This window comes from Micromonospora sp. NPDC048868 (assembly GCF_043198195.1).
GTDB classification, from domain to species: domain Bacteria; phylum Actinomycetota; class Actinomycetes; order Mycobacteriales; family Micromonosporaceae; genus Micromonospora; species Micromonospora reichwaldensis.
This window is the reverse complement of the sequence record NZ_JBICUN010000011.1, coordinates 233726-258420: the sequence shown is the minus strand read 5'-3', so window position 1 is coordinate 258420 and position 24695 is coordinate 233726. Positions and strand designations below refer to the sequence as shown.

Below are 24695 nucleotides of genomic sequence, written 5' to 3'. Positions count from 1 at the left end.
AGGTGGTGGTGGCGGATGTGCGGTGGGATCGGTTTGTGCCGTCGTTCACGGCGTTGCGTCCGTCGCGTCTGTTCACCGACATCCCCGAGGCACAGCCCGCACAGGCCGAGGAGACGCCGAAGGGCGAGGACCGCGGCGCGGCGTCGGCGCTGCGCGAGCGGCTCGCCGCCGCCTCCGGGCCGGAGCGCGACCGCATCCTGCTCGACCTGGTCCGCGGCACCGCCGCGGCGGTGCTGGGACACGCTACGCCGAGCGGGATCAGGCCCGCCCGCGGCTTCCTCGAGCTGGGCTTCGACTCACTCACCGCCGTGGAGCTGCGCAACCGGCTGACCGCCGCCACGGGCATCGGACTGCCCGCCACCCTCGTCTTCGACCATCCCACCCCGAACGCGCTCGCCGGTCACCTGCGGGCCGAGTTGGCGCCCGAGCAGCCGGCGTTGCCGATCGTGGCCGAGATCGAACGCCTCGACAAGCTCCTCGGCGGGCTGCCGGGCGACCAGGTCGACGACGCGGTCGTCGGTCGGCTGGAGGACCTGCTGGCCCGGTGGCGGGGACGACCCGCCGCCACCGCACCCGCGCCGGCCGCCACGCAGGAGTTGGAGTCGGCGAGCCGGGACGAGCTCTTCGACATCATCCAGCGGGAGTTCGGCAAGTCCTGAGCGGACACTCCCCAGCCCCCGGGCAGGACGGGCCGGGGAAAGGGACACCCGACGGCGCCGGACGCCTGACCGGCGCCGTCGGGCAGGCGCGGCTGCCTAGGGGTGCACGGACCCCGTCTAGGGGTGTGCCGGTGCGGGCCCGGCTCCGTAGGGTCGGAGCCCGTCAGGCCGTCTCGCCCTGCCCACCGGCAGCCGAGCGGTACGGATGTGGGTGCGTGCGGTACCCCGGATGGACGGGAGGTCCGCATGGCCGGATCCGGCCTGCCTCAGTTGCTCGCCATCAGTGACCTGCACGTGGTCCACGCGGAGAACAAGGCCATCGTCGAGCGGCTGCGGCCGGAGCGCGACGGCGACTGGCTCATCGTCGCCGGCGACGTCGGGGAGTTCGTCGCCGACATCGAGTGGGCGCTGGGACTGCTCAGCAACCGGTTCGCCAAGGTGATCTGGGCCCCCGGCAACCACGAGCTCTGGACCCCCCGCGAGGACCCGATCCAGCTGCGGGGAGACGCGCGCTACCAGCACCTGGTGGAGCTGTGCCGCGGGCTCGGGGTGGTGACTCCGGAGGACCCGTACCCCGTCTGGGACCCGCAGGGCGACGACCCGGTCCTGATCGCGCCGCTGTTCCTGCTCTACGACTACAGCTTCCGGCCGGCCGGGACGTACACGAAGGAGCAGGCCCTGGCGCGGGCCCACGAGGTCGGCGTGGTCTGCACCGACGAGATCCTGCTGCATCCGGACCCGTACCCGACGCGCGACGCCTGGTGCCGGGCGCGGCTGGCCCTGACCGAGCGCCGGCTCACCGCCGAACGCAACGGGCTGCCCACCGTCCTGGTCAACCACTTCCCGCTCGTCCGCGAACCCACCCGGATCCTGCGGTACCCGGAGTTCGCGCAGTGGTGCGGCACCGAGGCCACCGCCGACTGGCACGTCCGGTTCGACGCCCGCGTCGCTGTCTACGGCCACCTGCACATCCCGCGCACCACCTGGTACGACGGGGTCCGGTTCGAAGAGGTCTCGGTGGGCTACCCACGGGAGTGGCGTCGCCGCTCGACGCCTCCGGGGCGGCTGCGCCGCATCCTGCCGGCGGCCGCCGGACAGCCCGCCTGAGCGCCGTCGCGATGCTGGTCACCGCTTTGTCCGGGACCCGCCGCGACGGTCCTCACGGGCCGGTCGATCAGGGGTTCTCTAGGGGTTGGGCGCGTGATGGGCGCTCAGTACCGTCCAGTCACGGTGGCGGGCATGTGTCGGCGGGACGGCCCGGCGTGGCGGGCGCCTGAGCAGGCACGACAACCGGAATCAGGAGCAGGTGTCGGGATCGTTGGCCGGACGGCCATGTCTCCACCCACCTGTGCACGAAGCCGGTCCGTCGGCGGTGGTGTGGTCAACGAATCGGCAGATTCCGATCGATAGCAAGCTCTGGGCGGGTGGGTCATGGCGGACGAAGACAAGCTCCTCGAACACCTGAAGTGGGTGACCTCCGAGCTCCGCCTGGCGCGCCGGCGCCTGACCGAGCTGGAGAACGAGGACGCGGAGCCGATCGCGATCGTCGGGATGGCCTGCCGGTTCCCCGGCGGGGTCGCCTCGCCGGAGGACCTCTGGGAGCTGGTCGCGGGCGGGGTGGACGCCACCGGCACGTTCCCCGACGACCGGGGCTGGGACCTCGACAGGCTCTACGACCCCGACCCGGACCACCCCGGCACCACCTACAGCAACCGGGGCGGCTTCCTGCGCGACGCCGGCCTGTTCGATCCGACCCTGTTCGGCATCTCGCCGCGCGAGGCGCTGGCCATGGACCCGCAGCAGCGGCTCCTGCTCGAGGTGACCTGGGAGGTCTTCGAGCGGGCCGGCATCGACGCCGCGTCGGTGCGGGGCAGCCGTACCGGGGTGTTCGTCGGCACCGCCGGGCAGGACTACACGTCGGTGCTGCGGCAACTACCCGAGGGCACGGAGGGCTACGTCCTCACCGGCACGGCCGCCAGCGTCATGTCCGGCCGGCTGGCGTACTCCTTCGGGCTGGAGGGCCCGGCCGTCACGATCGACACCGCCTGCTCCTCGTCGCTGGTCGCCCTGCACCTCGCCGGTCAGGCCCTGCGCGACGGCGAGTGCTCCCTCGCCGTGGCCGGCGGCGTCACCGTGCTCGCCACGCCCGGCGCCTTCGTCGAGTTCTCCCGCCAGCGCGGGCTCGCCTCCGACGGCCGGTGCAAGGCCTTCTCCGCCGACGCCGACGGGACCGGCTGGTCCGAGGGCGTCGCCATGCTGCTCGTCGAGAAGCTCTCCGACGCCCGGCGCAACGGTCACCCCGTCCTGGCGGTGATCCGGGGCAGCGCCGTCAACCAGGACGGCGCCAGCAGCGGCCTGACCGCCCCCAACGGCCCCTCGCAGCAGCGGGTCATCCGGCAGGCGCTGGAGAACGCCCGGCTCAGCCCGTCCGACGTGGACGTGGTCGAGGCGCACGGCACGGGCACCCGGCTGGGCGACCCGATCGAGGCGCAGGCGCTGCTCGCCACGTACGGCCAGGGACGCTCCGCCGACCGGCCGCTGTGGCTGGGGTCGCTGAAGTCGAACATCGGCCACCCCCAGGCCGCGGCCGGCGCCGGCGGCGTCATCAAGATGGTGATGGCGATGCGGCACGGCGTGCTGCCGCCTACCCTGCACGTGGACCGGCCGTCCCCGCACGTCGACTGGTCGACGGGGGCCGTGTCCCTGCTGGACGAGGCGCGCCCCTGGGCGGGCGGCGACCACGTCCGCCGGGCCGCCGTGTCGTCCTTCGGCATGAGCGGCACGAACGCCCACCTGATCCTGGAGCAGGCCCCGGCCCCCGACCCGGCAGCCGACGAGGCCGCGCCGTCGCGCCGACCCGTCGTCGCGCCGGTGCTGCTCTCCGCCGCGCAGCCGGCCGCGCTGTCCGCGCAGGCCGACCGGCTGGCCCGTTGGCTGGGCGACGACGAGGAGCCGCGCCCGCTCGACGTGGCCTGGTCCTCGGTGGTGTCCCGCTCGACGCTCGACCGGCGTGCGGTGGTGCTCGCCGAGGACCGCGCGGGCCTGCGGGCGGGCCTGGAGTCCCTGGCGGCGGGAGCGCCGTCGGGCACGGTGGTCACGGGCCAGGCCGGGGACCGCGGTCCGCTGGCGGTGCTCTTCTCCGGCCAGGGCGCGCAGCGCGCCGGCATGGGTCGGGAGCTGTACGCGGAGTTCCCGGTCTTCGCCGTCGCGCTGGACGAGGCGTGCGGGCACCTGGACCGGGTGCTGCCGCGCCCGCTGAAGGAGGTGCTGTTCGCTCCCGAGGGTTCCGCCGAGGCGGAGCTGCTGGACCAGACCGCGTTCACCCAGGCCGGGCTGTTCGCGGTCGAGGTGGCGCTGTTCCGCCTGGTGGAGTCGTTCGGCGTGGTGCCGGACTTCGTGGGCGGGCACTCGATCGGCGAGATCGCCGCGGCGCACGTGGCCGGGGTGCTGTCCCTCCAGGACGCCTGCCTGCTGGTGGCGGCGCGGGGCCGGCTGATGCAGGCGCTGCCCGACGGCGGCGGCATGCTCGCCGTGGCCGCCGACGAGGCGGCGGTGGTCGAGTCGATCGCCGGGCTGACCGACCGGGTCGGCGTCGCGGCGGTGAACGGCCCGACCTCGGTCGTGGTCTCCGGCGCCGTCGACGCGCTGGACGAGGTGGAGCGGGCCTGGCGGGACCGGGGTGTGCGTACCCGCCGGTTGAGCGTCAGCCACGCGTTCCACAGCCCGCTGATGGAGCCGGTGCTGGAGCGCTTCCGCGGCATCGTCGAGCGGCTGGACTTCGCCGCGCCCGCGCTGCCGATCGTGTCGAACCTGACCGGGGCGCTCGCCGACGCCGACGAGATCCGCACCGCCGACTACTGGGTGCGGCACGTGCGTGAGGCGGTGCGCTACGCCGACGGGATCGCGGCCCTGCGGGACGCGGGGGTCGACACGTTCCTGGAGGTCGGCCCGCAGAGCGTGCTGACCGCGATGACGGCGGACGCCCTGCCCGACGACGACGTGCTGACCGTCGCCGCCCAGCGCCGGGACCGGCCGCAGGCGCAGGCGCTGCTGGCGGCGCTGGCCGAGCTGCACGTGCACGGCGTTCCGGTCGCCTGGCAGGAGTGGTTCGCCGACACCGGGGCGCGGCGGGTGGAGCTGCCCACGTACGCCTTCCAGCGGGAGCGGTTCTGGCCCGAGGTGGTGCCGTGGCGCGTCGGCGACGTGTCGGGTGCCGGCCTGGGCGTGGCGGGGCACCCGCTGCTCGGCGCCGCGGTGCGCCTCGCCGGTGACGACGAGGTCGTGCTGACCGGCCGGCTGTCGGCGTCGACGCACCCGTGGCTGGCGGACCACGTGGTCGGCGGTGCCGTGGTGGTGCCGGGCACCGCACTGGTCGAGCTGGCGGTGCGCGCCGGCGACGAGGTGGGCACGTCGCGCGTACGGGAGCTGACCGTGGCGGCGCCGCTGGTGCTGCCGGAGTCCGGTGCGGTACGCGTGCAGGTGCGCGTCGGCGCGGCCGACGACTCCGCCGTTCGGTCGGTCTCCGTGTACTCGCAGCCTGAGGACGACGACGACTCCGAGTGGACGCGGCACGCCGACGGTGTGCTCGAACCGGTGTCGGCCGACGAGCCGGGCGTCGGCGCGTGGCCGCCGGCGGGCGCGACCGAGGTGGACCTGACCGGCTGGTATCCGGCGCTGGCGGAGCACGGCCTGTCGTACGGGCCGGTGTTCCAGGGCGTGCTGCGGGCCTGGACGGCCGACGGTGAGGCGTACGCCGAGGTGGCGCTGCCGGACGGCGCGGCCGGCGACGCGGGCGCGTTCGGGGTGCACCCGGCGCTGCTGGACGCCGCCCTGCACCCGGTGGCCCTGCTGCTGGCGGCGGAGCCGGCGGGCGGGCCCCGCGTGCCGTTCGCGTTCGAGGGCGTGCAGGTGCACGCCTCGGGCGCCAGGACGCTGCGGGTGCGGCTGACCCGGGACGGCTCCGGGGTGCGGCTGGTCGCCGGCGACGGCTCGGGCGCGCCGGTGGTGTCGGTGGACTCCCTGGTGCTGCGGGAGATGACCGCGACGGCGACCCGGAGCGGCGCCGCCCGGTCGCTGTACGAGGTGGCCTGGCAGGCCGAGCAGATCGACGGCGTCGACGACCTTCCGGGGTGGGCGGCGCTGGGCCGGCCGGCATCGGAAGCGCTGCCGGAGGTGCCGGTCTTCGCGGACGTGGCGGCCCTGGCGGCGGGCGGGGCCACCGCCCGGCAGGTGCTGCTGACGGTGCCCGCCGGCGAACCCGGCGTCGCCGTGCCGGAGGCCGTGCGGACGGTCACCGGCGGTGTGCTGGACGTGCTGCGGTCCTGGCTCGCCGCCGAGCCGCTGGCCGACACGAAGCTCGTGGTGGTGACCCGGGGCGCGGTGGCCGCCGGGGACGACGACCAGGTCACCGACCTGGCTGCCGCCGCCGTCTGGGGCCTGCTGCGCTCGGCGCAGTCGGAGCACCCGGGGCGGATCGTCCTCGCCGACGTCGAGGGCGAGCTGACCCCCGCGACCCTCGCCGTGCTGGCCGGCGCCGCCGTCGACCCGTCGGTCTCCGGCGGCCAGCTCGCGGTGCGCGGCGAGCGCACCCTCGTGCCGAGGCTGGCGCGGCCGGTGGGCGACGAGCTGACCCCGCCGTCCGGGCCGTGGCACCTCGCCCCCGTCACTCCCGGCACCCTGGACGGGATCGGCATGGTGCCCGCCACGCCCGTCGCCCTGGACGCCGGGCAGGTGCGCGTCGCCGTGCGTGCGGCCGGCGTGAACTTCCGGGACGTGCTGATCGGCCTGGGCATGTATCCGGATCCGGCGGCGGTGATGGGCAGCGAGGGTGCGGGTGTCGTGGTCGAGGTCGGCCCCGGCGTGACCGACCTGGCGCCCGGCGACCGGGTGATGGGCATGTTCGAACTCGGGTTCAGCCCGCAGGCGGTCGCCCACCGCCAGCGCATCGCCAAGATGCCCGCCGGCTGGTCCTTCACCCAGGCGGCGTCCGTCCCCCTGGTCTTCCTGACCGCGTACTACGCGCTGCGCGACCTGGCCGGGCTGCGGTCCGGCGAGTCGGTGCTGATCCACAACGGCGCCGGTGGCGTCGGCATGGCCGCCATCCAGCTCGCCCACCACCTCGGCGCCACCGTCCACGCGACGGCGAGCCCCGGCAAGTGGGGTGTGCTGCGGGGCCTGGGGGTGGCGGGGGAGCGGATCGCGTCGTCGCGGACCACGGAGTTCGAGCAGGTCTTCGGCGCGGCCAGCGGCGGTGCCGGGGTGGACGTGGTGCTCGACGCGTTGGCCGGTGAGTTCGTCGACGCGTCGCTGCGGCTGCTGCCGCGCGGTGGCCGGTTCGTGGAGATGGGCAAGGCCGACGTGCGCGACCCGGAGACGGTCGCCGCCGAACACCCGGGCGTGACGTACCGCGCGTTCGACCTCAACGAGGCGGGCAGCACCCGCATCGGCGAGATGCTCACCGAGATCCTCGACCTCTTCGCGCGGGGCGCGCTGCGCCCGCTGCCCGTACGGGCGTGGGACGTGCGTCAGGCCCGGCAGGCGCTGCGGCACATCAGCCAGGCCCGCCACGTCGGCAAGGTGGTGCTGCGCATCCCCGCGCCCGCCGACCCCGACGGCACCGTGCTGCTCACCGGCGCGGCCGGGACCCTGGCCGGCGTACTCGCGCGGCACCTCGTCGCCACCGGCCAGGCCCGCCGCCTGCTGCTGGCCTCCCGCCGCGCACCCGGCCGGGACGACGCGTACGCCACCCTGGTCCGGGAGCTGACCGACGCGGGCGCCGACGTCACCGCCGTGGCCGTCGACGTCAGCGACTCCGCGCAGGTCACCGAGCTGGTCGCCGGGATCGACCCGGCGCACCCGCTGACGGCGGTGGTGCACACCGCCGGCGTGATCGCCGACGCGACCATCGGTTCGTTGGACGAGTCCGCCCTGCGTACGGTGCTGGCGCCGAAGGTGGACGCCGGCTGGGCGTTGCACGAGGCGACCGCGCACCTGGACCTGTCGGCGTTCGTGTTGTTCTCGTCGGTGGCGGCCACCCTCGGCTCGCCGGGGCAGGGCAACTACGCGGCGGCGAACGCGTTCCTCGACGCCCTCGCGCAGCACCGCCGGCAGCAGGGGCTGCCCGCCACCAGCCTCGCCTGGGGCATGTGGGCCACCGACAGCACGATGACCGCGCACCTCGACGGCGACGACCAGCAGCGGCTGCGGCGGGTCGGGATGAGCCGGCTCTCCCCGGCCGAGGGCGCCGAACTCTTCGACGCCGCCCTGCCGGCGGTGCAACCGGTCGTCGTCGCAGCCCGCCTCCACGTCACCGGCGAGGCGAGCGGCGTACCGCCGCTGATGCGGCACCTGCTGCGCGGCGGCGGCCGACGCCGCACCGCCACCGACCGGCCGAGCGCCGGGGCGTCGTGGCGTGAGCGGCTCGACGGCCTGTCCGAGGCGGACGCCCGCCAGGCGCTCGTCGACCTCGTCTGCGGCCAGGCCGCCACGGTGCTGGGGCACGCCTCGGCACAGGCTGTCCCCGCCGCCCGCGCCTTCAAGGACCTGGGCTTCGACTCGCTGACCTCGGTGGAGCTGCGCAACCGGCTGGGCGCCGCCACCGGGCTGCGCCTGACCGCCACGCTGGCCTTCGACCACCCCACCCCGGCCCGGCTCGCCGAGCACCTGTTCGCGCAGCTCGGCCGGGCCACCGGCGCCGGCACCACCGTCCGTACGGTCGTCACCGCCGACGCCGACGAGCCGATCGCCATCATCGGCATGGCCTGCCGCTACCCGGGCGGCGTCGCCACCCCCGAGCAGCTGTGGCAGCTCGTCACCTCCGGGTCCGACGCCATCGGCGGCTTCCCCACCGACCGCGGCTGGGACCTCGACCGGCTGTACGGCACCGACGGCGACCAGGCCGGCGGCACCGTCACCGACCAGGGCGGCTTCCTCTACGACGCGGCCGACTTCGACGCCGGCTTCTTCAACATCAGCCCCCGCGAGGCCCTCGCCATGGACCCGCAGCAGCGGCTGCTGCTGGAGACCGCCTGGGAGAGCTTCGAGTACGCCCGCATCGACCCCGCCGCGCTCGGCGGCACCGCCACCGGTGTCTTCATCGGGGCCGCCTCCTCCGGCTACGCCACCAGCGGCCGTGACGACCTGGACGGCCTCGAGGGGCACCTGCTGACCGGGACGGCGGGCAGCGTCGCCTCCGGGCGGGTCGCCTACATGTTCGGCCTCGAAGGCCCGGCGGTCACCGTCGACACCGCCTGCTCGTCGTCGCTGGTGGCGCTGCACCTCGCGGCCCAGGCGCTGCGCGGCGGCGAGTGCGACATGGCCCTGGCCGGCGGGGTGGCGCTGATGGCGCAGCCCGGCATGTTCTCCGAGTTCTCCCGGCAGGGCGGCCTCGCCCCGGACGGGCGGTGCAAGGCGTTCGCCGCCGGGGCCGACGGCACCGGCTGGTCCGAGGGCGTGGGCATGCTGCTCGTGGAGCGCCTCTCCGACGCCCGGCGCAACGGGCACCGGGTGCTCGCCGTACTGCGCGGCTCCGCGATCAACCAGGACGGCGCGTCCAACGGGCTGACCGCCCCGAACGGCCCGTCGCAGCAGCGGGTGATCCGGCAGGCCCTGGAGAACGCGCGGCTGAACCCGGCCGACGTGGACGCCGTCGAGGCGCACGGCACCGGCACCGTCCTCGGCGACCCCATCGAGGCGCAGGCGGTGCTGGCCACCTACGGGCAGGACCGCGCCGACGCCGAGCCCCTCTGGCTCGGCTCAATCAAGTCGAACATCGGCCACTCCCAGGCCGCGGCCGGGGTGGCCGGCGTGATCAAGATGGTGCTGGCGATGCGGCACGGCGTGCTGCCGCCGACCCTGCACGTGGACGAGCCGTCGCCCCACGTCGACTGGAGCGCCGGGGCGGTCGCCCTGCTCACCGAGGCCCGTCCGTGGCCGGCGGTGCAGCGGCCGCGCCGGGCCGCCGTGTCGTCGTTCGGCATCAGCGGCACCAACGCGCACACCATCATCGAGCAGGCGCCCGACGAGCCGGCCCCGGCGACGACCCCGCCGGCGGGGGACCTCCCCGGCCTGGTCGGCCCCGCGGCCGTACCCCTGCTGGTCTCCGGCCGCAGCCCCCGCGCGCTCGGGGCGCAGGCCGCCCGGATCGGCGAACGGCTGGCCGGCGACGCCGACCTGGACCTGCGGCACCTCGGGTTCTCCCTGGCCGCGCAGCGGGCCCACCACCCGTACCGGGCGGTCGTCGTGGCCGCCGACCGGGACGACGCGGCCGCCCGACTGGCCGCCCTCGCCTCCGCCGACGGCACGCCGGCCGGCGCGGACACGGCGTCGAAGGTCGTCTTCGTCTTCCCCGGCCAGGGCTCCCAGTGGAAGGGGATGGCGCTCGACCTGCTGGAGACCTCGCCGGTCTTCCGGCAGCGGATGGGGGAGTGCGCCGAGGAGCTGTCCCGGCTGGTGGACTGGTCCCTCACCGACGTGCTCCGGGAGGCGCCCGGCGCGCCGCCCCTGGACCGGGTGGACGTGGTCCAGCCGGTGCTCTTCTCCGTCATGGTGTCCCTCGCCCAGCTCTGGCGCTCCTGCGGCGTCGTGCCGGCCGCCGTCGTCGGGCACTCGCAGGGTGAGATCGCCGCGGCCTGCGCGGCCGGCGCGCTGACCCTCGCCGACGCGGTACGGCTCGTCGTGGCGCGCAGCCGTGGCCTGCTGGCCATCTCGGGCCGGGGCGGCATGGTCTCCGTCCCGCTGCCGGCCGCCGACACCGAGCAGCTCATCGCGCGGTGGCGGGGCACCCTCTCCGTGGCCGCCCTCAACGGCGCCGCCGCGACCGTGGTCTCCGGTGACGCGGCGTCGGTCGCCGAACTGCTCGCGCACTGCGCCGAGCGGGACATCCGGGCCCGCGCGATCGCCGTCGACTACGCCTCACACTGCGACCACGTCGACGCCGTACGCGACGACCTGGTGGCGGCGCTCGGCACGGTCGACTCCCGCTCGACCGGGGTGGCCTTCCACTCGACGGTCACCGGCGAGCCCATCGACACCGCCGAGCTCGACGCGGGCTACTGGTACCGCAACCTGCGGGAACCGGTCCGGCTCGCGCCGGTGCTGGACGAGCTGATCGACCAGGGCTTCCGGGTCTTCGTCGAGGTCAGCCCGCACCCCGTGCTGAAGGTGGTGGTGCAGGACGCGCTGGAGAAGGCCACCGGCGCCGTCGACGCGGGCGTCGTGGTCGGTTCGCTGCGCCGCGACGAGAACGGGCCGCACCAGCTCCTGACCGGCCTCGGTGACCTGCACGTCGCCGGGGTGCCCGTCGACTGGGCGGCGGTGTTCGCCGGCTCCGGCGCCACCGGCGTCGACCTGCCGACGTACGCCTTCCAGCGGGAGCGGTTCTGGCCGGCGGTGGACCACTCCGCCGGCGGCGACGTGTCGGGCGCGGGCCTGGGGGCGGCGGGACATCCGCTGCTCGGCGCGGCGGTACGCCTCGCCGGTGACGACGAGGTCGTGCTGACCGGCCGGCTGTCGGTGTCGACGCACCCGTGGCTGGCGGACCACGTGGTCGGCGGTGCGGTGCTGGCGCCGGGCACCGCGCTGGTGGAACTGGTGGTGCGCGCCGGCGACGAGGTGGGTGCGTCGCGGGTACGCGAACTGACGGTGGCGGCGCCGCTGGTGCTGCCCGCCGCCGGTGCCGTCCGCGTGCAGGTACGCGTCGGCGCGGCCGACAGCTCCGGCGTCCGGTCGGTGGCGGTCCACTCGCAGCCCGACGGCGACGCGGAGGCCGAGTGGACGCGGCACGCCGACGGTGTGCTGGAGCCCGCCGCCGACGAGCCGGAGGTGGGCGCCTGGCCGCCCGCCGGGGTGCCCGAGGTGGATCTCGCCGGCTGGTATCCGGCGCTGGCGGAGCGGGGCCTGACCTACGGCCCGTCGTTCCAGGGGCTGCGTCGACTGTGGGCCGCCGGCGACCACGCGTACGCCGAGGTGGCGTTGCCGGACGAGGCGACCGTCGACACCGACCGGTTCGCCGTGCACCCGGCGCTGCTGGACGCCGCGCTGCACCCCGTGGGACTGCTGCTGGCGGACCGCTCCGGCGGGCCGCGGGTGCCCTTCGCCTTCGAGGGCGTGCAGGTGCACGCCTCCGGGGCCCGGGTACTGCGGGTGCGGTTGACCCGGACGGGTTCCCGGGTGCGGCTGGTGGCCGGCGACGAGTCGGGCGCGCCCGTGGTGTCGGTGGACGCGCTCGCGTTGCGGGAGATGACCGCGTCCGCCGGCCAGGACCCCACCGAGCGGGCGCTGTTCGAGGTGACGTGGCAGCCCGAGCGGGTCACGCCGGCGCGCGACGTCACCGGCTGGATGCTGCTCGGCGACACCGAGGTGCCGGCGGACCTGTCCACGCCGGCGTTCCCGACCGTCGACGACCTGGTCACGGCGATCTCCGGCGGCGTGGTCGAGGCGCCCCGCGCGCTGGTGCTCCCGGTCCGGGCGGACACGCCCGATTCCGGACTGCCCGACCTGGTGGGCACGGTCACCGCCCAGGTGCTGGACGTGCTGCGCTCCTGGCTGGCCGCCGAGGCCCTGGCCGACACGAAGCTGGTGGTCCTGACCCGCGGCGCGGTGCTCGCCGCACCGGCCGACGCGCTGCGTGACCTGGCCGGCGCGACGGTCTGGGGCCTGCTGCGCTCGGCGCAGTCGGAGCACCCGGGCCGGATCGTCCTCGCCGACGTCGACGGCGCGCTCACCCCGGCCGTCCTCGCGGTGCTGGCCGCGGTGGCCGAGGACCCGTCGGCCACCGGCGGCCAGGTGGCCGTACGCGGCGACGAGGTGCGCACCCCGCGCCTGGGCCGGCCCACCGGCCAGGCCGCCGACGAACTCGTCGCGCCGGCCGGGCTGTGGCAGGTCGGCGCGGTGAGCCCCGGCACCCTCGACGGGATCGGCATGGTGCCCGCCACCCCCGTCGCCCTGGACGCCGGCCAGGTGCGCGTCGCGGTGCGCGCGGCCGGCGTGAACTTCCGGGACGTGCTGATCGGCCTGGGCATGTACCCGGATCCGGCGGCTGTGATGGGCAGCGAGGGTGCGGGCGTCGTGGTCGAGGTCGGCCCCGGCGTTACCGACCTGGCGCCCGGCGACCGGGTGCTCGGCATGTTCGAGCCGGCCTTCGCCCCCGAGGTGGTCGCCGCCCGCGACCTCGTCGCGAAGATCCCCGCCGGCTGGTCCTTCACGCAGGCCGCGTCGGTGCCGGTGGTGTTCCTGACCGCGTACTACGCGCTGCGCGACCTGGCCGGCCTGCGGGCGGGCGAGTCGGTGCTGATCCACAACGGCGCCGGTGGCGTCGGGATGGCCGCCATCCAGCTCGCCCGGCACTGGGGCGCGACGGTGTACGCCACCGCCAGCCCCGGCAAGTGGGGCGTGCTGCGGGGCCTGGGGGTGGCCGGGGAGCGGATCGCGTCGTCGCGGACCACGGAGTTCGAGCAGACCTTCGGCGCGGCCACGGGTGGCGTCGGGGTCGACGTGGTGCTCGACGCCCTGGCCGGTGAGTTCGTCGACGCGTCGCTGCGGCTGCTGCCGCGCGGTGGCCGGTTCGTGGAGATGGGCAAGGCCGACGTGCGCGACCCGCAGACGGTCGCCACCGAACACCCCGGCGTCAGCTACCGCGCGTTCGACCTGAACGAGGCCGGGCACCCGCGGATCGGCGAGATGCTGACCGAGATCCTCGACCTGTTCCAGCGGGGCGCGCTGCGTCCGCTGCCCGTACGGGCGTGGGACGTGCGTCAGGCCCGGCAGGCGCTGCGGCACATCAGCCAGGCCCGCCACATCGGCAAGGTCGTCCTGCGGGTGCCCGCGCCCGCCGACCCCGACGGCACCGTGCTGCTCACCGGCGCGGGAGGCGCCCTCGCCCGGGTGTTCGCCCGGCACCTGGTGGCCACCGGTCAGGCGCGGCACCTGCTGCTGGCCTCGCGCCGTGGCCCCGAGCAGTACCAGGACCTGGTCGAGGAGCTCACCCGGGCCGGTGCCCGGGTCACCGCCGGCACCGCCGACGTGACCGACCCCCGGCAGGTGACCCGGCTGCTGGAACTGGTGGACCCGGCGCACCCGCTGACCGCGGTGGTGCACACCGCCGGCGTGATCGCCGACGCGACCATCGGTTCGTTGGACGAGTCCGCCCTGCGTACGGTGCTGGCGCCGAAGGTGGACGCCGGTTGGGCGTTGCACGAGGCGACCGCGCACCTGGACCTGTCGTCGTTCGTGCTGTTCTCCTCGGTGGCGGCCACCCTCGGCTCGCCGGGGCAGGGCAACTACGCGGCGGCGAACGCGTTCCTCGACGCCCTCGCGCAGCACCGCCGGCAGCAGGGGCTGCCCGCCACCAGCCTCGCCTGGGGACTGTGGGCCACCAGCAGCGCGATGACCGCGCACCTGCACGGCAACGACCACCGCAAGGCGATCCGCGCCACCAGCGCCCCGCTGACCGACCAGCAGGGCGTCGCGCTCTTCGAGGCGGCACGGCAGCGCGGCAGCGCCCACCTCGTACTCATGAACCTGCCGCCGGCGACCGCGCGCCCGGCCGGCGGCACCGTGCCCAGCCTGCTGCGTGACCTGGTCCGCACCTCCGCTCCGGCCCGCCGCGCGGTGGGTCGGGGCCCGGCCGACACCGCGTCGGTGCGGGACCGCCTGGCGATGCTCAGCCCGGCCGAGCGGCGCAACCACCTGCTCGACCTGGTGGCCGCGAACGTCGCCAGCGTGCTCGGGCACCGCTCCGCGGAGAACGTCGACCCCCACCGCGCCTTCAAGGAGTTGGGCTTCGACTCGCTCACCTCCGTCGAACTGCGCAACCGGCTCTCCGCCGCGACCGGGCTGCGGCTGCCCGCGACCGTGGCGTTCGACCACCCGGCCCCCGCGGTGCTCGCCGACTTCCTCGACCGGGAACTGGGCGGCGGTTCGGACGCCGCCCGCCCGGCCGCGGTCGGTACGGCCGCCGCGCTCGACGAGCCGATCGCCATCATCGGCATGGCCTGCCGCTTCCCCGGCGAGGTGCAGACCCCCGAGCAGCTCTGGCAGGTGGTCACCGCCGGCGCCGACGTCATCTCGCCGTTCCCCACCGACCGGGGCTGGGACCTGGACGACCTGAGGGCCAGCGGCGGGGACGACACGTCCGTACCCCGCCAGGGCGGCTTCCTGCACGACGCCGCCCAGTTCGACGCCGCCTTCTTCGGGATCTCGCCCCGGGAGGCGCTGGCCATGGACCCGCAGCAGCGGTTGCTGCTGGAGACGTCCTGGGAGGCCTTCGAACGGGCGGGGATCGATCCGCACTCGGCGCGGGGCAGCAGCACCGGTGTCTACGTCGGGCTCATCTACCACGACTACGCCTCCCAGGCCGCCGGAACGACCGACGAGGTGGACGGCTACGTCGGCAACGGCAGCGCGGGAAGCGTCGCCTCGGGACGTATCTCCTACCTGTTCGGCCTCGAAGGTCCCGCGGTCACCGTCGACACCGCCTGCTCGTCGTCGCTTGTCGCGCTGCACCTGGCCACCCAGGCGCTGCGGCAGGACGAGTGCCGGCTCGCGCTCGCCGGCGGGGTGAGCGTGATGTCCACCCCCGGCATGCTCACCGAGTTCTCCCGGCAGCGCGGCCTGTCGCCCGACGGTCGGTGCAAGGCCTTCGGCGCGGGCGCCGACGGCACCGGCTTCGCCGAGGGCGTCGGCATGCTCCTGCTGGAGCGCCTCTCCGACGCGCAGCGCAACGGCCACCGCGTCCTCGCCGTCGTGCGGGGCAGCGCGGTGAACCAGGACGGGGCCAGCAGCGGCCTGACCGCGCCGAACGGCCCCGCGCAGCAGCGGGTCATCCGGCAGGCGCTGGCGAACGCCCGGCTGACCCCGGGCGACGTCGACGCCGTCGAGGCGCACGGCACGGGCACCGCGCTGGGCGACCCGATCGAGGCGCAGGCCCTCCTGGCCACGTACGGGCAGGACCGGCCGCAGGACCGGCCGCTGTGGCTCGGTTCGATCAAGTCGAACATCGGTCACGCCCAGGCGGCGGCGGGCGTCGCCGGGGTGATCAAGATGGTGTTGGCGATGCGGCACGGGATGCTGCCGCCGACCCTGCACGCCGACGAGCCGTCGCCGCACATCGACTGGACCGCCGGGTCGGTGGCCCTGCTCACCGGTGCCCGGTCGTGGCCGGCCGTCGACCGGCCGCGCCGGGCCGCGGTGTCGTCGTTCGGCATCAGCGGCACCAACGCGCACACGATCATCGAGCAGGCGCCGGAGTTCGTCCCGCCGCCCGTCGGGCCGCCCGCGACGTCCCCCGTCGACCTCGTCGCGTGCGTCCTGTCGGCCCGCGACGACGCCGCCCTGCGCGAGCAGGCACGCCGGCTGCGGGGCCTGCTGGACGACGAACCGGACCTGACGCTCGCCGACGTCGCCCACGCGCTCGCCACCCGCCGCACGGCCTTCGAACACCGCGTGGTGCTGCTGGCCCGGGACCGCGAGGACCTGCTCACCGCCCTCGACGCGGTGGCCGACGAGCAGCCCTCGGCCGCCGTCGTCCACGGCGTGGCCCGCGGCGGACGTACCGCGATCCTCTTCTCCGGCCAGGGCGCCCAGCGTCCCGGCATGGGGCGCGAGCTGTACGACGCCCACCCGGCCTTCGCCACCGCCCTCGACGAGGTGTGCGGGCACCTGGACCAGCACCTGCCCCGTCCGCTGCGCGAGGTGCTGTTCGCCGAGGCGGGCACGCCGGAGGCGGAGCTGCTGGACCAGACCGTGTTCACCCAGGCCGGGCTGTTCGCCGTCGAGGTGGCCCTGTTCCGGCTGGTCGAGTCGTTCGGCGTCCGGGCGGACCTGGTGGCCGGGCACTCGATCGGCGAGGTGGCCGCCGCCCACGTCGCCGGGCTGTTCAGCCTCGCCGACGCCTGCGCGCTGGTCGGGGCCCGTGGCCGGCTCATGCAGGCCCTGCCGCAGGGCGGCGGGATGCTCGCGGTCGGCACCGACGAACAGGCCGTCGTGGAGTCGTTGGCCGGGCTCACCGACCGGCTCGGCGTCGCGGCGGTGAACGCCCCGACCGCCGTGGTGGTCTCCGGCGAGGTTGGGGCCCTCGACGAGGTGGAGCGGACCTGGCAGGACCGGGGCGTACGCACCCGCCGGCTGAACGTCAGCCACGCCTTCCACAGCCCGCTGATGGAGCCGATGCTGCGCGAGTTCCGGCAGGTGCTCGACACCCTGACGTTCCACTGGCCGACCCTGCCGATCGTGTCGAACCTGACGGGCGAGGTCGCCGACCCCGACGAGATCGGCACCCCCGACTACTGGGTCCGGCACGTGCGCGAGACCGTCCGGTTCGCCGACGGGATCGCCAGCCTGCGTACGCGCAACGTCCGGGTCTTCCTCGAACTGGGCCCCGACGCGGTGCTCGCCGGCATGGTGCGCGGCTGCCTGCCCGACGACGGCGAAACCCTCCCGGCGGCCGTCGTGGCGAGCCTGCGCCCGGGCCGCCCGGAACCTGTGTCGCTGATGAACGCGCTGGCGGAGCTGCACGTGCACGGCGTGCCGGTCACCTGGACCGACCTCCTGCCGGGCACCGCGACCCGCCCGGTGGACCTGCCGACGTACCCGTTCCAGCGGCAGCGGTTCTGGCCGGCGGTGGGGCGGCTGCGGGCCGGTGACGTCAGCGGCGCGGGCCTCGGTGTGGCGGGGCACGGCCTGCTCGGCGCGGCGGTCGACCTCGCCGGCGACGACGAGGTGGTGCTGACCGGCCGGCTGTCGCTGGCCACCCACCCCTGGCTGGCCGACCACGTGGTCTCGGGCGTGCCGCTGGTCCCCGGCACGGCGCTGGTGGAACTGGCCGTGCGCGCGGGCGACGAGGCGGGCGTGTCCCGGCTGCGTGACCTGGCGGTGCTGACGCCGCTGGTGCTTCCCGACGCGGGCGCCGTGCGGATCCAGGTCCGGGTGTCGGCGGGCGAGGCGTCGCAGCGTCCCGTCGCCGTCTACTCGCGCCCTGACGACGACCCCGAGGCGGGCTGGCTCCAGCACGCCGAGGGTGTGCTGGAGCCGGCGACGGCGGACGAGCCGAGGACGGGCACCTGGCCGCCGGTCGGCGCGACCGAGGTCGACCTGGCGGGCTGGTACCCGGCGCTCGTCGCGCGCGGCCTGGCGTACGGGCCGGTGTTCCAGGGTCTGCGACGCGCGTGGGTGGGCGACGGCGAGGTGTTCGCCGAGGTGGTCCTGCCGGACGACGCGGTGGCGGGCATCGACCGGTTCGGGGTGCACCCGGCGCTGCTGGACGCGGCCCTGCACCCGGTCGCCCTGCTGCTCGGCGAGGAGCCGGGCGGGCCACGGGTTCCCTTCGCGTTCGAGGGCGTGCAGGTGCACGCCGCCGGTGCCAGCGTGCTGCGGGTCCGGTTGTCCCGCAGCGCCGCCGGCGTGCGGCTGGTGGCGTGCGACGAGGTGGGCGCGCCGGTGGTCTCGGTGGACTCCCTCGTCCTGCGTGAGCTGGCTGGCACGGCCACGGCGGGTGTGGCGTCCCGGTCGATGTTCGAGGTGGTCTGGCAGGCGGAGGAGACCGAACCGGTCGACGACGTCTCGGGTTGGGCGGTGCTGGGCGGTCCGGCCCTGCCGGGCGTTCCCGGCGGTCCCTCCGCCGAGACGATCAGGCAGCTGCTGGCCGCGATCGACACCGGCACCACACCGCCGCGCCGACTGCTGTTCACGCCGACCGGACCGGACGCCGGCGACGTCGACGCGGCGCAGCGGGCCCGGGCCATGACGGCGGACGTGCTGGGCCTCGTGCAGGCGTGGCTGGCCGCCGACGTCCTGGCGGAGTCGAAACTGGTGGTGGTCACCCGACGCGCCGTGTCCGTCGGCGACGAGGACCAGGTGACGGATCCGGCCGCCGCGGCGGTGTGGGGTCTGCTGCGCTCGGCGCAGTCCGAGCACCCGGGCCGCATCGTCCTGGCCGACGTGGACCGTGGCGTGAACCCCGGCATGCTGGGCACCCTGACCCGCTACGCGGCGGACCCGACCGGCGGCCAGGTGGCCGTCCGTGGCGGCGAGGTCTTCGTGCCGCGCCTGGTCCGTGCGGTGGTCCCGGCGTCGGCGCAGGCGCCGGCCGTCGGTGACGGCGTGGTGCTGGTGACCGGCGGTACGGGTGCGCTCGGTGCGCTGGTCGCGGAGCACCTGGTGTCGGTGCACGGCGTGCGGTCGCTGGTGTTGGTGTCGCGGCGCGGCCCGGAGGCCGAAAATGCCGGCGAGCTGACCGGGCGGTTGACCGCGCTGGGCGCCGACGTGCGGATCGTCGCCTGTGACGTGACGGACCGGGACCAGGTGTTCGGCCTGGTGGCGGAGATCGGCGCCGAGGGTCGCCTGGCGGGCGTGGTGCACACGGCCGGTGTCCTGGACGACGGTGTCGTGGAGGGGCTGACGGCGGAGCGGCTGGCCGGGGTGTTGGCGCCGAAGGTGTCGGCCGGGTGGTTCCTGCACGAGGCGACGGCGTCCCTCGCGCCGGATCTGGACCTGTTCGTGGTGTTCTCGTCGGTGGCGGGGGTGCTGGGTTCGCCGGGGCAGTCGGCGTACGCGGCGGCCAACGCGTTCCTGGACGGGCTGGCGGTGTGGCGGCGCAAGTCGGGCCTGCCCGCGGTCAGCCTGGCGTGGGGCATGTGGGACACCGCCGGCATGGCCGCGTCGATCGGTGGCGTCGAGCGGGCCCGGTCGGCACGCGCCGGCCTCCGGGGCATGAACGCCCGGACCGGTCTGGAGCTGTTCGACGCCGCCCTGGGCGCCGACCGGCCGGCCCTGGTGCCGGCCGTGATCGACGTGCCCGCGCTGCGCTCGGCGGCCTCTGGCGGGATGGTCCCGCCCATGCTGCGGGTCCTCATCGGCACGGCGAACACCCGCCGCCAGGCGGGCAAGGGCGGTGACGGCTGGGCCGACCGGCTCGCCAGGCTCAGCGAGGAGAACGGCCTCACCGAGGTCGACCAGCTGGTGCGCGGTCTCGTCGCGCAGGTGCTGGGGCACGGCGGCGCCGAGGCGGTGCCGGCCGACCGGGCGTTCCGGGAGCTGGGCTTCGACTCGCTGACAGCCGTCGAGCTGCGCAACCGGGTCAACGGCGCGACCGGCCTGCGGCTGGCCTCGACCCTGGTGTTCGACTACCCGACCCCGCAGGCCCTGACCGCCCACGTGTACGCGGAACTGGTCGGCGAACGGCTCGCCGCCGTCGTCTCCGACGAGCCGGCCGGCGGCGACGCCGACGAGCCGATCGCGATCGTGGGCATGGCCTGCCGCTACCCCGGCGGCGTCCAGTCACCCGAGCAGCTGTGGAAGCTGGTCAGCACCGGCGGGGAGGGCGTCGGCGAGTTCCCGGCCGACCGCGGCTGGGACCTCGACACGCTCTTCCACCCCGATCCGGACCACCCCGGGACGTCGTACACCCGGCACGGCGGTTTCCTGTACGACGCCGGCGCGTTCGACCCCGCGTTCTTCGGCATCTCGCCCCGCGAGGCCCTCGCCATGGACCCGCAGCAGCGGTTGCTGCTGGAGGCGTCGTGGGAGACGTTCGAGTCGGCGGGGCTGGACCCGTCGCGGCTGCGGGGCAGCCGGACGGGCGTGTTCGCCGGCGTGATGTACCACGACTACGCGAACCGGCTCATGGAGCTGGCCGGCGAGGTCGAGGGCTACGTCGGCACCGGCAACTCGGGCAGCGTGCTGTCGGGTCGGGTGGCGTACACGTTCGGCCTGGAGGGCCCGGCGGTCAGCGTCGACACGGCGTGCTCGTCGAGCCTCGTGGCGCTGCACCTGGCGGTGCAGGCGTTGCGCTCGGGTGAGTGCGATCTGGCCCTGGCCGGTGGTGTGACGGTGATGGCGACGCCTGGCACGTTCATCGAGTTCTCCCGGCAGCGGGGCCTGTCGGCCGACGGCCGGTGCAGGTCGTTCGCGGCGTCGGCCGACGGCACGGGTTGGTCCGAGGGCGTCGGCGTGCTGCTGGTGCAGCGCCTCTCCGACGCCCAGCGGGAGGGGCGGCGCATCTACGCGGTCGTGCGGGGCACGGCGGTGAACCAGGACGGTGCGTCGAACGGGCTGACGGCCCCGAACGGCCCGTCGCAGCAGCGGGTGATCCGGCAGGCGCTGGCGAACGCGCGGTTGACCACCGCAGACGTGGACGCCGTCGAGGCGCACGGCACGGGCACGACGCTTGGTGACCCGATCGAGGCGCAGGCGTTGTTGGCGACGTACGGGCAGGAGCGTCCGCAGGATCGGCCGCTGTTGTTGGGGTCGGTGAAGTCGAACATCGGGCACACGCAGGCGGCCGCCGGTGTGGCCGGTGTGATCAAGATGGTCATGGCGATGCGGCACGGCGTCGTCCCGTCGACGTTGCACGTGGACGAGCCGTCGCCGCACGTGGACTGGTCGGCCGGGGCGGTGGCCCTCACCACCGAGGCGACGCCGTGGCCGGCCGTGGACCGGCCGCGTCGGGCGGCGGTGTCGTCGTTCGGCATCTCCGGCACGAACGCGCACGTGATCATCGAGCAGCCGCCGGCCGAGCTGGTCGAGGGCGAGATCGTCGCCGGGAACGTACCGCCGCTGGTGCCGGTGCTGCTGTCGGCCCGCGACGGCGCGTCGCTGGCCGCGCAGGCGGGCCGCTGGGCGAGCTCGCTGGCCGCCGACGGCGGCGTACGCCCGCTGGACGTGGCGTGGTCGAGCGTGGTGTCCCGGTCGGTGCTGGAACATCGTGCGGTGGTGGCCGGGACGGGCCGCGACGAGCTGCTGGCGGGCCTGGCGGCGTTGGCGGCGGGTGAGCCCTCCGGCGGGGTCTTCGTGGGCCCGGGTGGGCCCCGGGGCCAGCTGGCGCTGGTGTTCTCCGGCCAGGGCGCGCAGCGCGCCGGCATGGGCCGGGAGCTGTCCGAGGCGTTCCCGGTGTTCGCCACCGCCCTGGACGAGGTGTGCGGACACCTCGACCCGTTGCTGCCTGGGGCGCTGCGGGAGGTGCTGTTCGCCGAGGCGGGTACGGAAGAGGCGGAACTGCTTGACCAGACCGTCTTCACGCAGGCCGGGCTCTTCGCCGTCGAGGTGGCGCTGTTCCGGCTGGTGGAGTCGTTCGGCATCGTGCCCGACATGGTCGCCGGTCACTCGATCGGCGAGGTGACGGCCGCGTACGTGGCCGGGGTGCTGTCCCTGGCCGACGCGTGCGCCCTCGTGGCCGCGCGGGGTCGGTTGATGCAGGCGCTGCCGGCCGGCGGCGGGATGCTGGCCGTGGCCGCCGACGAGGCCGCGGTGGTCGAGTCGATCGCCGGCCTGGCCGACCGGGTCGGTGTCGCGGCGGTGAACGGGCCGACGTCGATCGTCGTGTCCGGCGCGGTGGAGGCCCTCGACGAGATCGAGCGCGACTGGCGGGACCGGGGCGTACGCACGCGCCGGCTCGCCGTCAGCCACGCGTTCCACAGCCCGCTGATGGAGCCGATGCTCGCCGAGTTCCGGACGGTCCTGGACGGGCTGACGTTCGCCGCGCCGGCGCTGCCGGTCGTGTCGAACGTGACCGGGGCGCTCGCCGACGCCGACGAGATCCGCACCGTCGACTACTGGGTGCGCCACGTGCGGGAGGCCGTCCGCTTCGCCGACGGGGTCGCCGCCCTGCGGGCCGCCGGGGTGGACACCTTCCTGGAGATCGGCCCGCAGAGCGTGCTGACCGCGATGGCGGCGGACATCCTGCCGGACGACGACGACGTCCTGGCGGTCGCCACCCAGCGTCGGGACCGGTCGCAGGCCCAGGCGCTGCTCGGCGCGCTGGCGGAACTGCACGTGCACGGCGTGCCGGTGACCTGGCAGGAGTGGTTCACCGACAGCGGGCCGCGGCGGGTCGACCTGCCGACGTACACCTTCCAGCACCAGCGCTACTGGCCGGAGCCGGTGAGTCGGCCGCGTACGAGGACGACCGACAGCGTCGACGCCGACTTCTGGGCCGCCGTCGAGCAGGGCGACCTGAGCGCCCTCGCCACGCAGTTCGGCGACGACGGCGCCGTCCTGGACGCCCTCACCCCGGCCCTGCCGGTCCTGTCGACCTGGCACCGGGCGCGTACGCGGCGGGCGGTCGTGGACGCGTGGTCGTACCGGGTCGGCTGGAAGCGGACCGACATCACCGCCGAGCCGGCGCGGCCCGGCGTGTGGCTGCTCGTGACGGCGGAGGACGACCTGACGGACGGCACCCGCGCGGAGGCGGTCACCAAGGCCCTCGCCGAGGTCGGCGCCGACGTGGTCCGGCTGACCGTCGACCCGGTCGGCACCGACCGGGCGGAACTCGCCCGCCGGCTGGCCGACGCGCTGGCCGACGGACCCGTCACCGGCGTGCTGTCCCTGCTCGGCCTCCGCGACCAGCCGCACCCCGCCCACCCGGCCGTACCGGTCGGGACGGCCGCCACGCTGCTGCTGCTCCAGGCCCTGCACGACGCCGGGGCGACGACCCGGCTGTGGTGCCTGACCCGGGGCGCGGTCAGCACCGGCGACGGGGACGCGGTGCACGGCGTCGCCCAGAGCGGGCTGTGGGGCCTCGGGCTCGTGGCGGGCCTGGAACACCCCCAGCTCTGGGGTGGGCTGGTGGACCTGCCCGAGCAGGTCGACGCGACGGCGTGGGACCGGCTGGCGCGGGTGGTGACCGGCGCCGGCGACGAGGACCAGCTGGCCGTACGCCCCTCCGGGGTGTTCGTCCGCCGCCTGGTCCGCGCGGCACCCGCCGCCCCCGACACGGCGGAGCGGTGGCGGCCGTCCGGCACGGTGCTGGTCACCGGCGGCACCGGCGCCCTGGGCGCCCACGTCGCCCGCTGGGCGGCGGCCAACGGCGCCGCGCACGTCGTGCTGACCAGCCGCCGGGGCGAGCGCGCCCCCGGGGCGACGGAGCTGCGCGACGAGCTGACCGCGCAGGGCGTACGGGCGTCGGTCGTGGCCTGCGACGTGGCCGACCGCGACCAGGTGGCGGCACTGCTGGCCCGGCTCGACGAGGACCCCGCGCCGTTGACGGCCGTGGTCCACGCGGCGGGCGCCGGCGAGCCCGGCCTGATCGCCGACACCGACCTGGCCGCGTTCGCCGGCGTGCTCGACGGCAAGGTCGCCGGCGCGGTGCACCTGGACGCGCTGCTCGCCGACCGGCCGTTGGACGCCTTCGTGCTGTTCGCCTCGATCGCCGGGGTGTGGGGCAGCGGCGGTCAGTCCGCGTACGCCGCCGGCAACGCCTTCCTGGACGCGCTCGCGGAGCAGCGTCGCGGGCGGGGCCTGCCGGCGACCTCCGTGGCCTGGGGGCCGTGGGCCGACGGCGGCATGGCCACCGGCGAGGCCCAGCAGCTGCTGGCCCGGCGCGGCCTGACCGCCATGGCACCGGCCGACGCCGTGCACGCCATGCGGTACGCCGTGGGCCTGCCCCGGGCGGCGCTGACCGTGGTGGACGTCGACTGGGCGGTCTTCGCCCCGGCGTACGCCTCGGCCCGCCCCCGGCCGCTGCTCGACGACATCGCCGAGGCCCGCGAGGCGCTGCACGCCCAGGCCGGGCAGCAGCAGCCCGGCGGGGCCGTCGACGCCCTGCGGGAGCACCTGCTCACGCTGCCCCGGCCCGAGCGGGTCCGGCACCTGGTCGACCTCGTCCGCACCCACGCCTCCGCCGTGCTCGGCCACTCGGGCACGGACCGGGTCAAGCCGCAGCGCGCCTTCAAGGAGCTCGGGTTCGACTCGCTGACGGCGGTCGAGCTGCGCAACCGGCTGACCGGGGCCACCGGCCTGCCGCTGCCGGCGACCCTCGTCTTCGACTACCCGAACCCGGCCGTGCTCGCCGAGAACCTGCTCGACGGCCTGCTGCCCGAGGGGGCACAGGCGGACGGCGGCGACCCGGCGGAGGCGGCCGTCCGGCAGGCGCTCGCGGCGATCCCGCTGACCCGCCTGCGGGAGGCCGGGCTGCTGGACCTGCTGCTCAACCTCGCCGACGCCGACGGCGGCGACGGTGACGAGTCCACCGACGAGGACCTGGACCTCGACGACCTCGACACCGACGCCCTCGTCAGGCTGGCGCTTGACGGAACCGATTCCTGA

General features: G+C 75.7%; 3 protein-coding genes. All 3 read left to right on the top strand.

The annotated features are described in order from the left end of the window. The first annotated feature begins 35 nt into the window (after window positions 1–35). Entirely contained in the window at window positions 36–659 is a 624-nt protein-coding gene (locus ACGFNF_RS19370; protein ID WP_393169506.1) for a phosphopantetheine-binding protein, read from the top strand. A 246-nt stretch (window positions 660–905) separates the two neighbouring features. Further along, the gene (locus tag ACGFNF_RS19365; protein ID WP_357580114.1) at window positions 906–1766 is read left to right on the top strand and encodes a metallophosphoesterase; all 861 of its coding nucleotides are present in this window, start codon (window positions 906–908) and stop codon (window positions 1764–1766) included. A gap of 324 nt (window positions 1767–2090) precedes the next feature. Beyond that, window positions 2091–24695, top strand: a complete 22605-nt coding sequence (locus ACGFNF_RS19360; RefSeq protein ID WP_393169504.1) for a type I polyketide synthase — start codon at window positions 2091–2093, stop codon at window positions 24693–24695.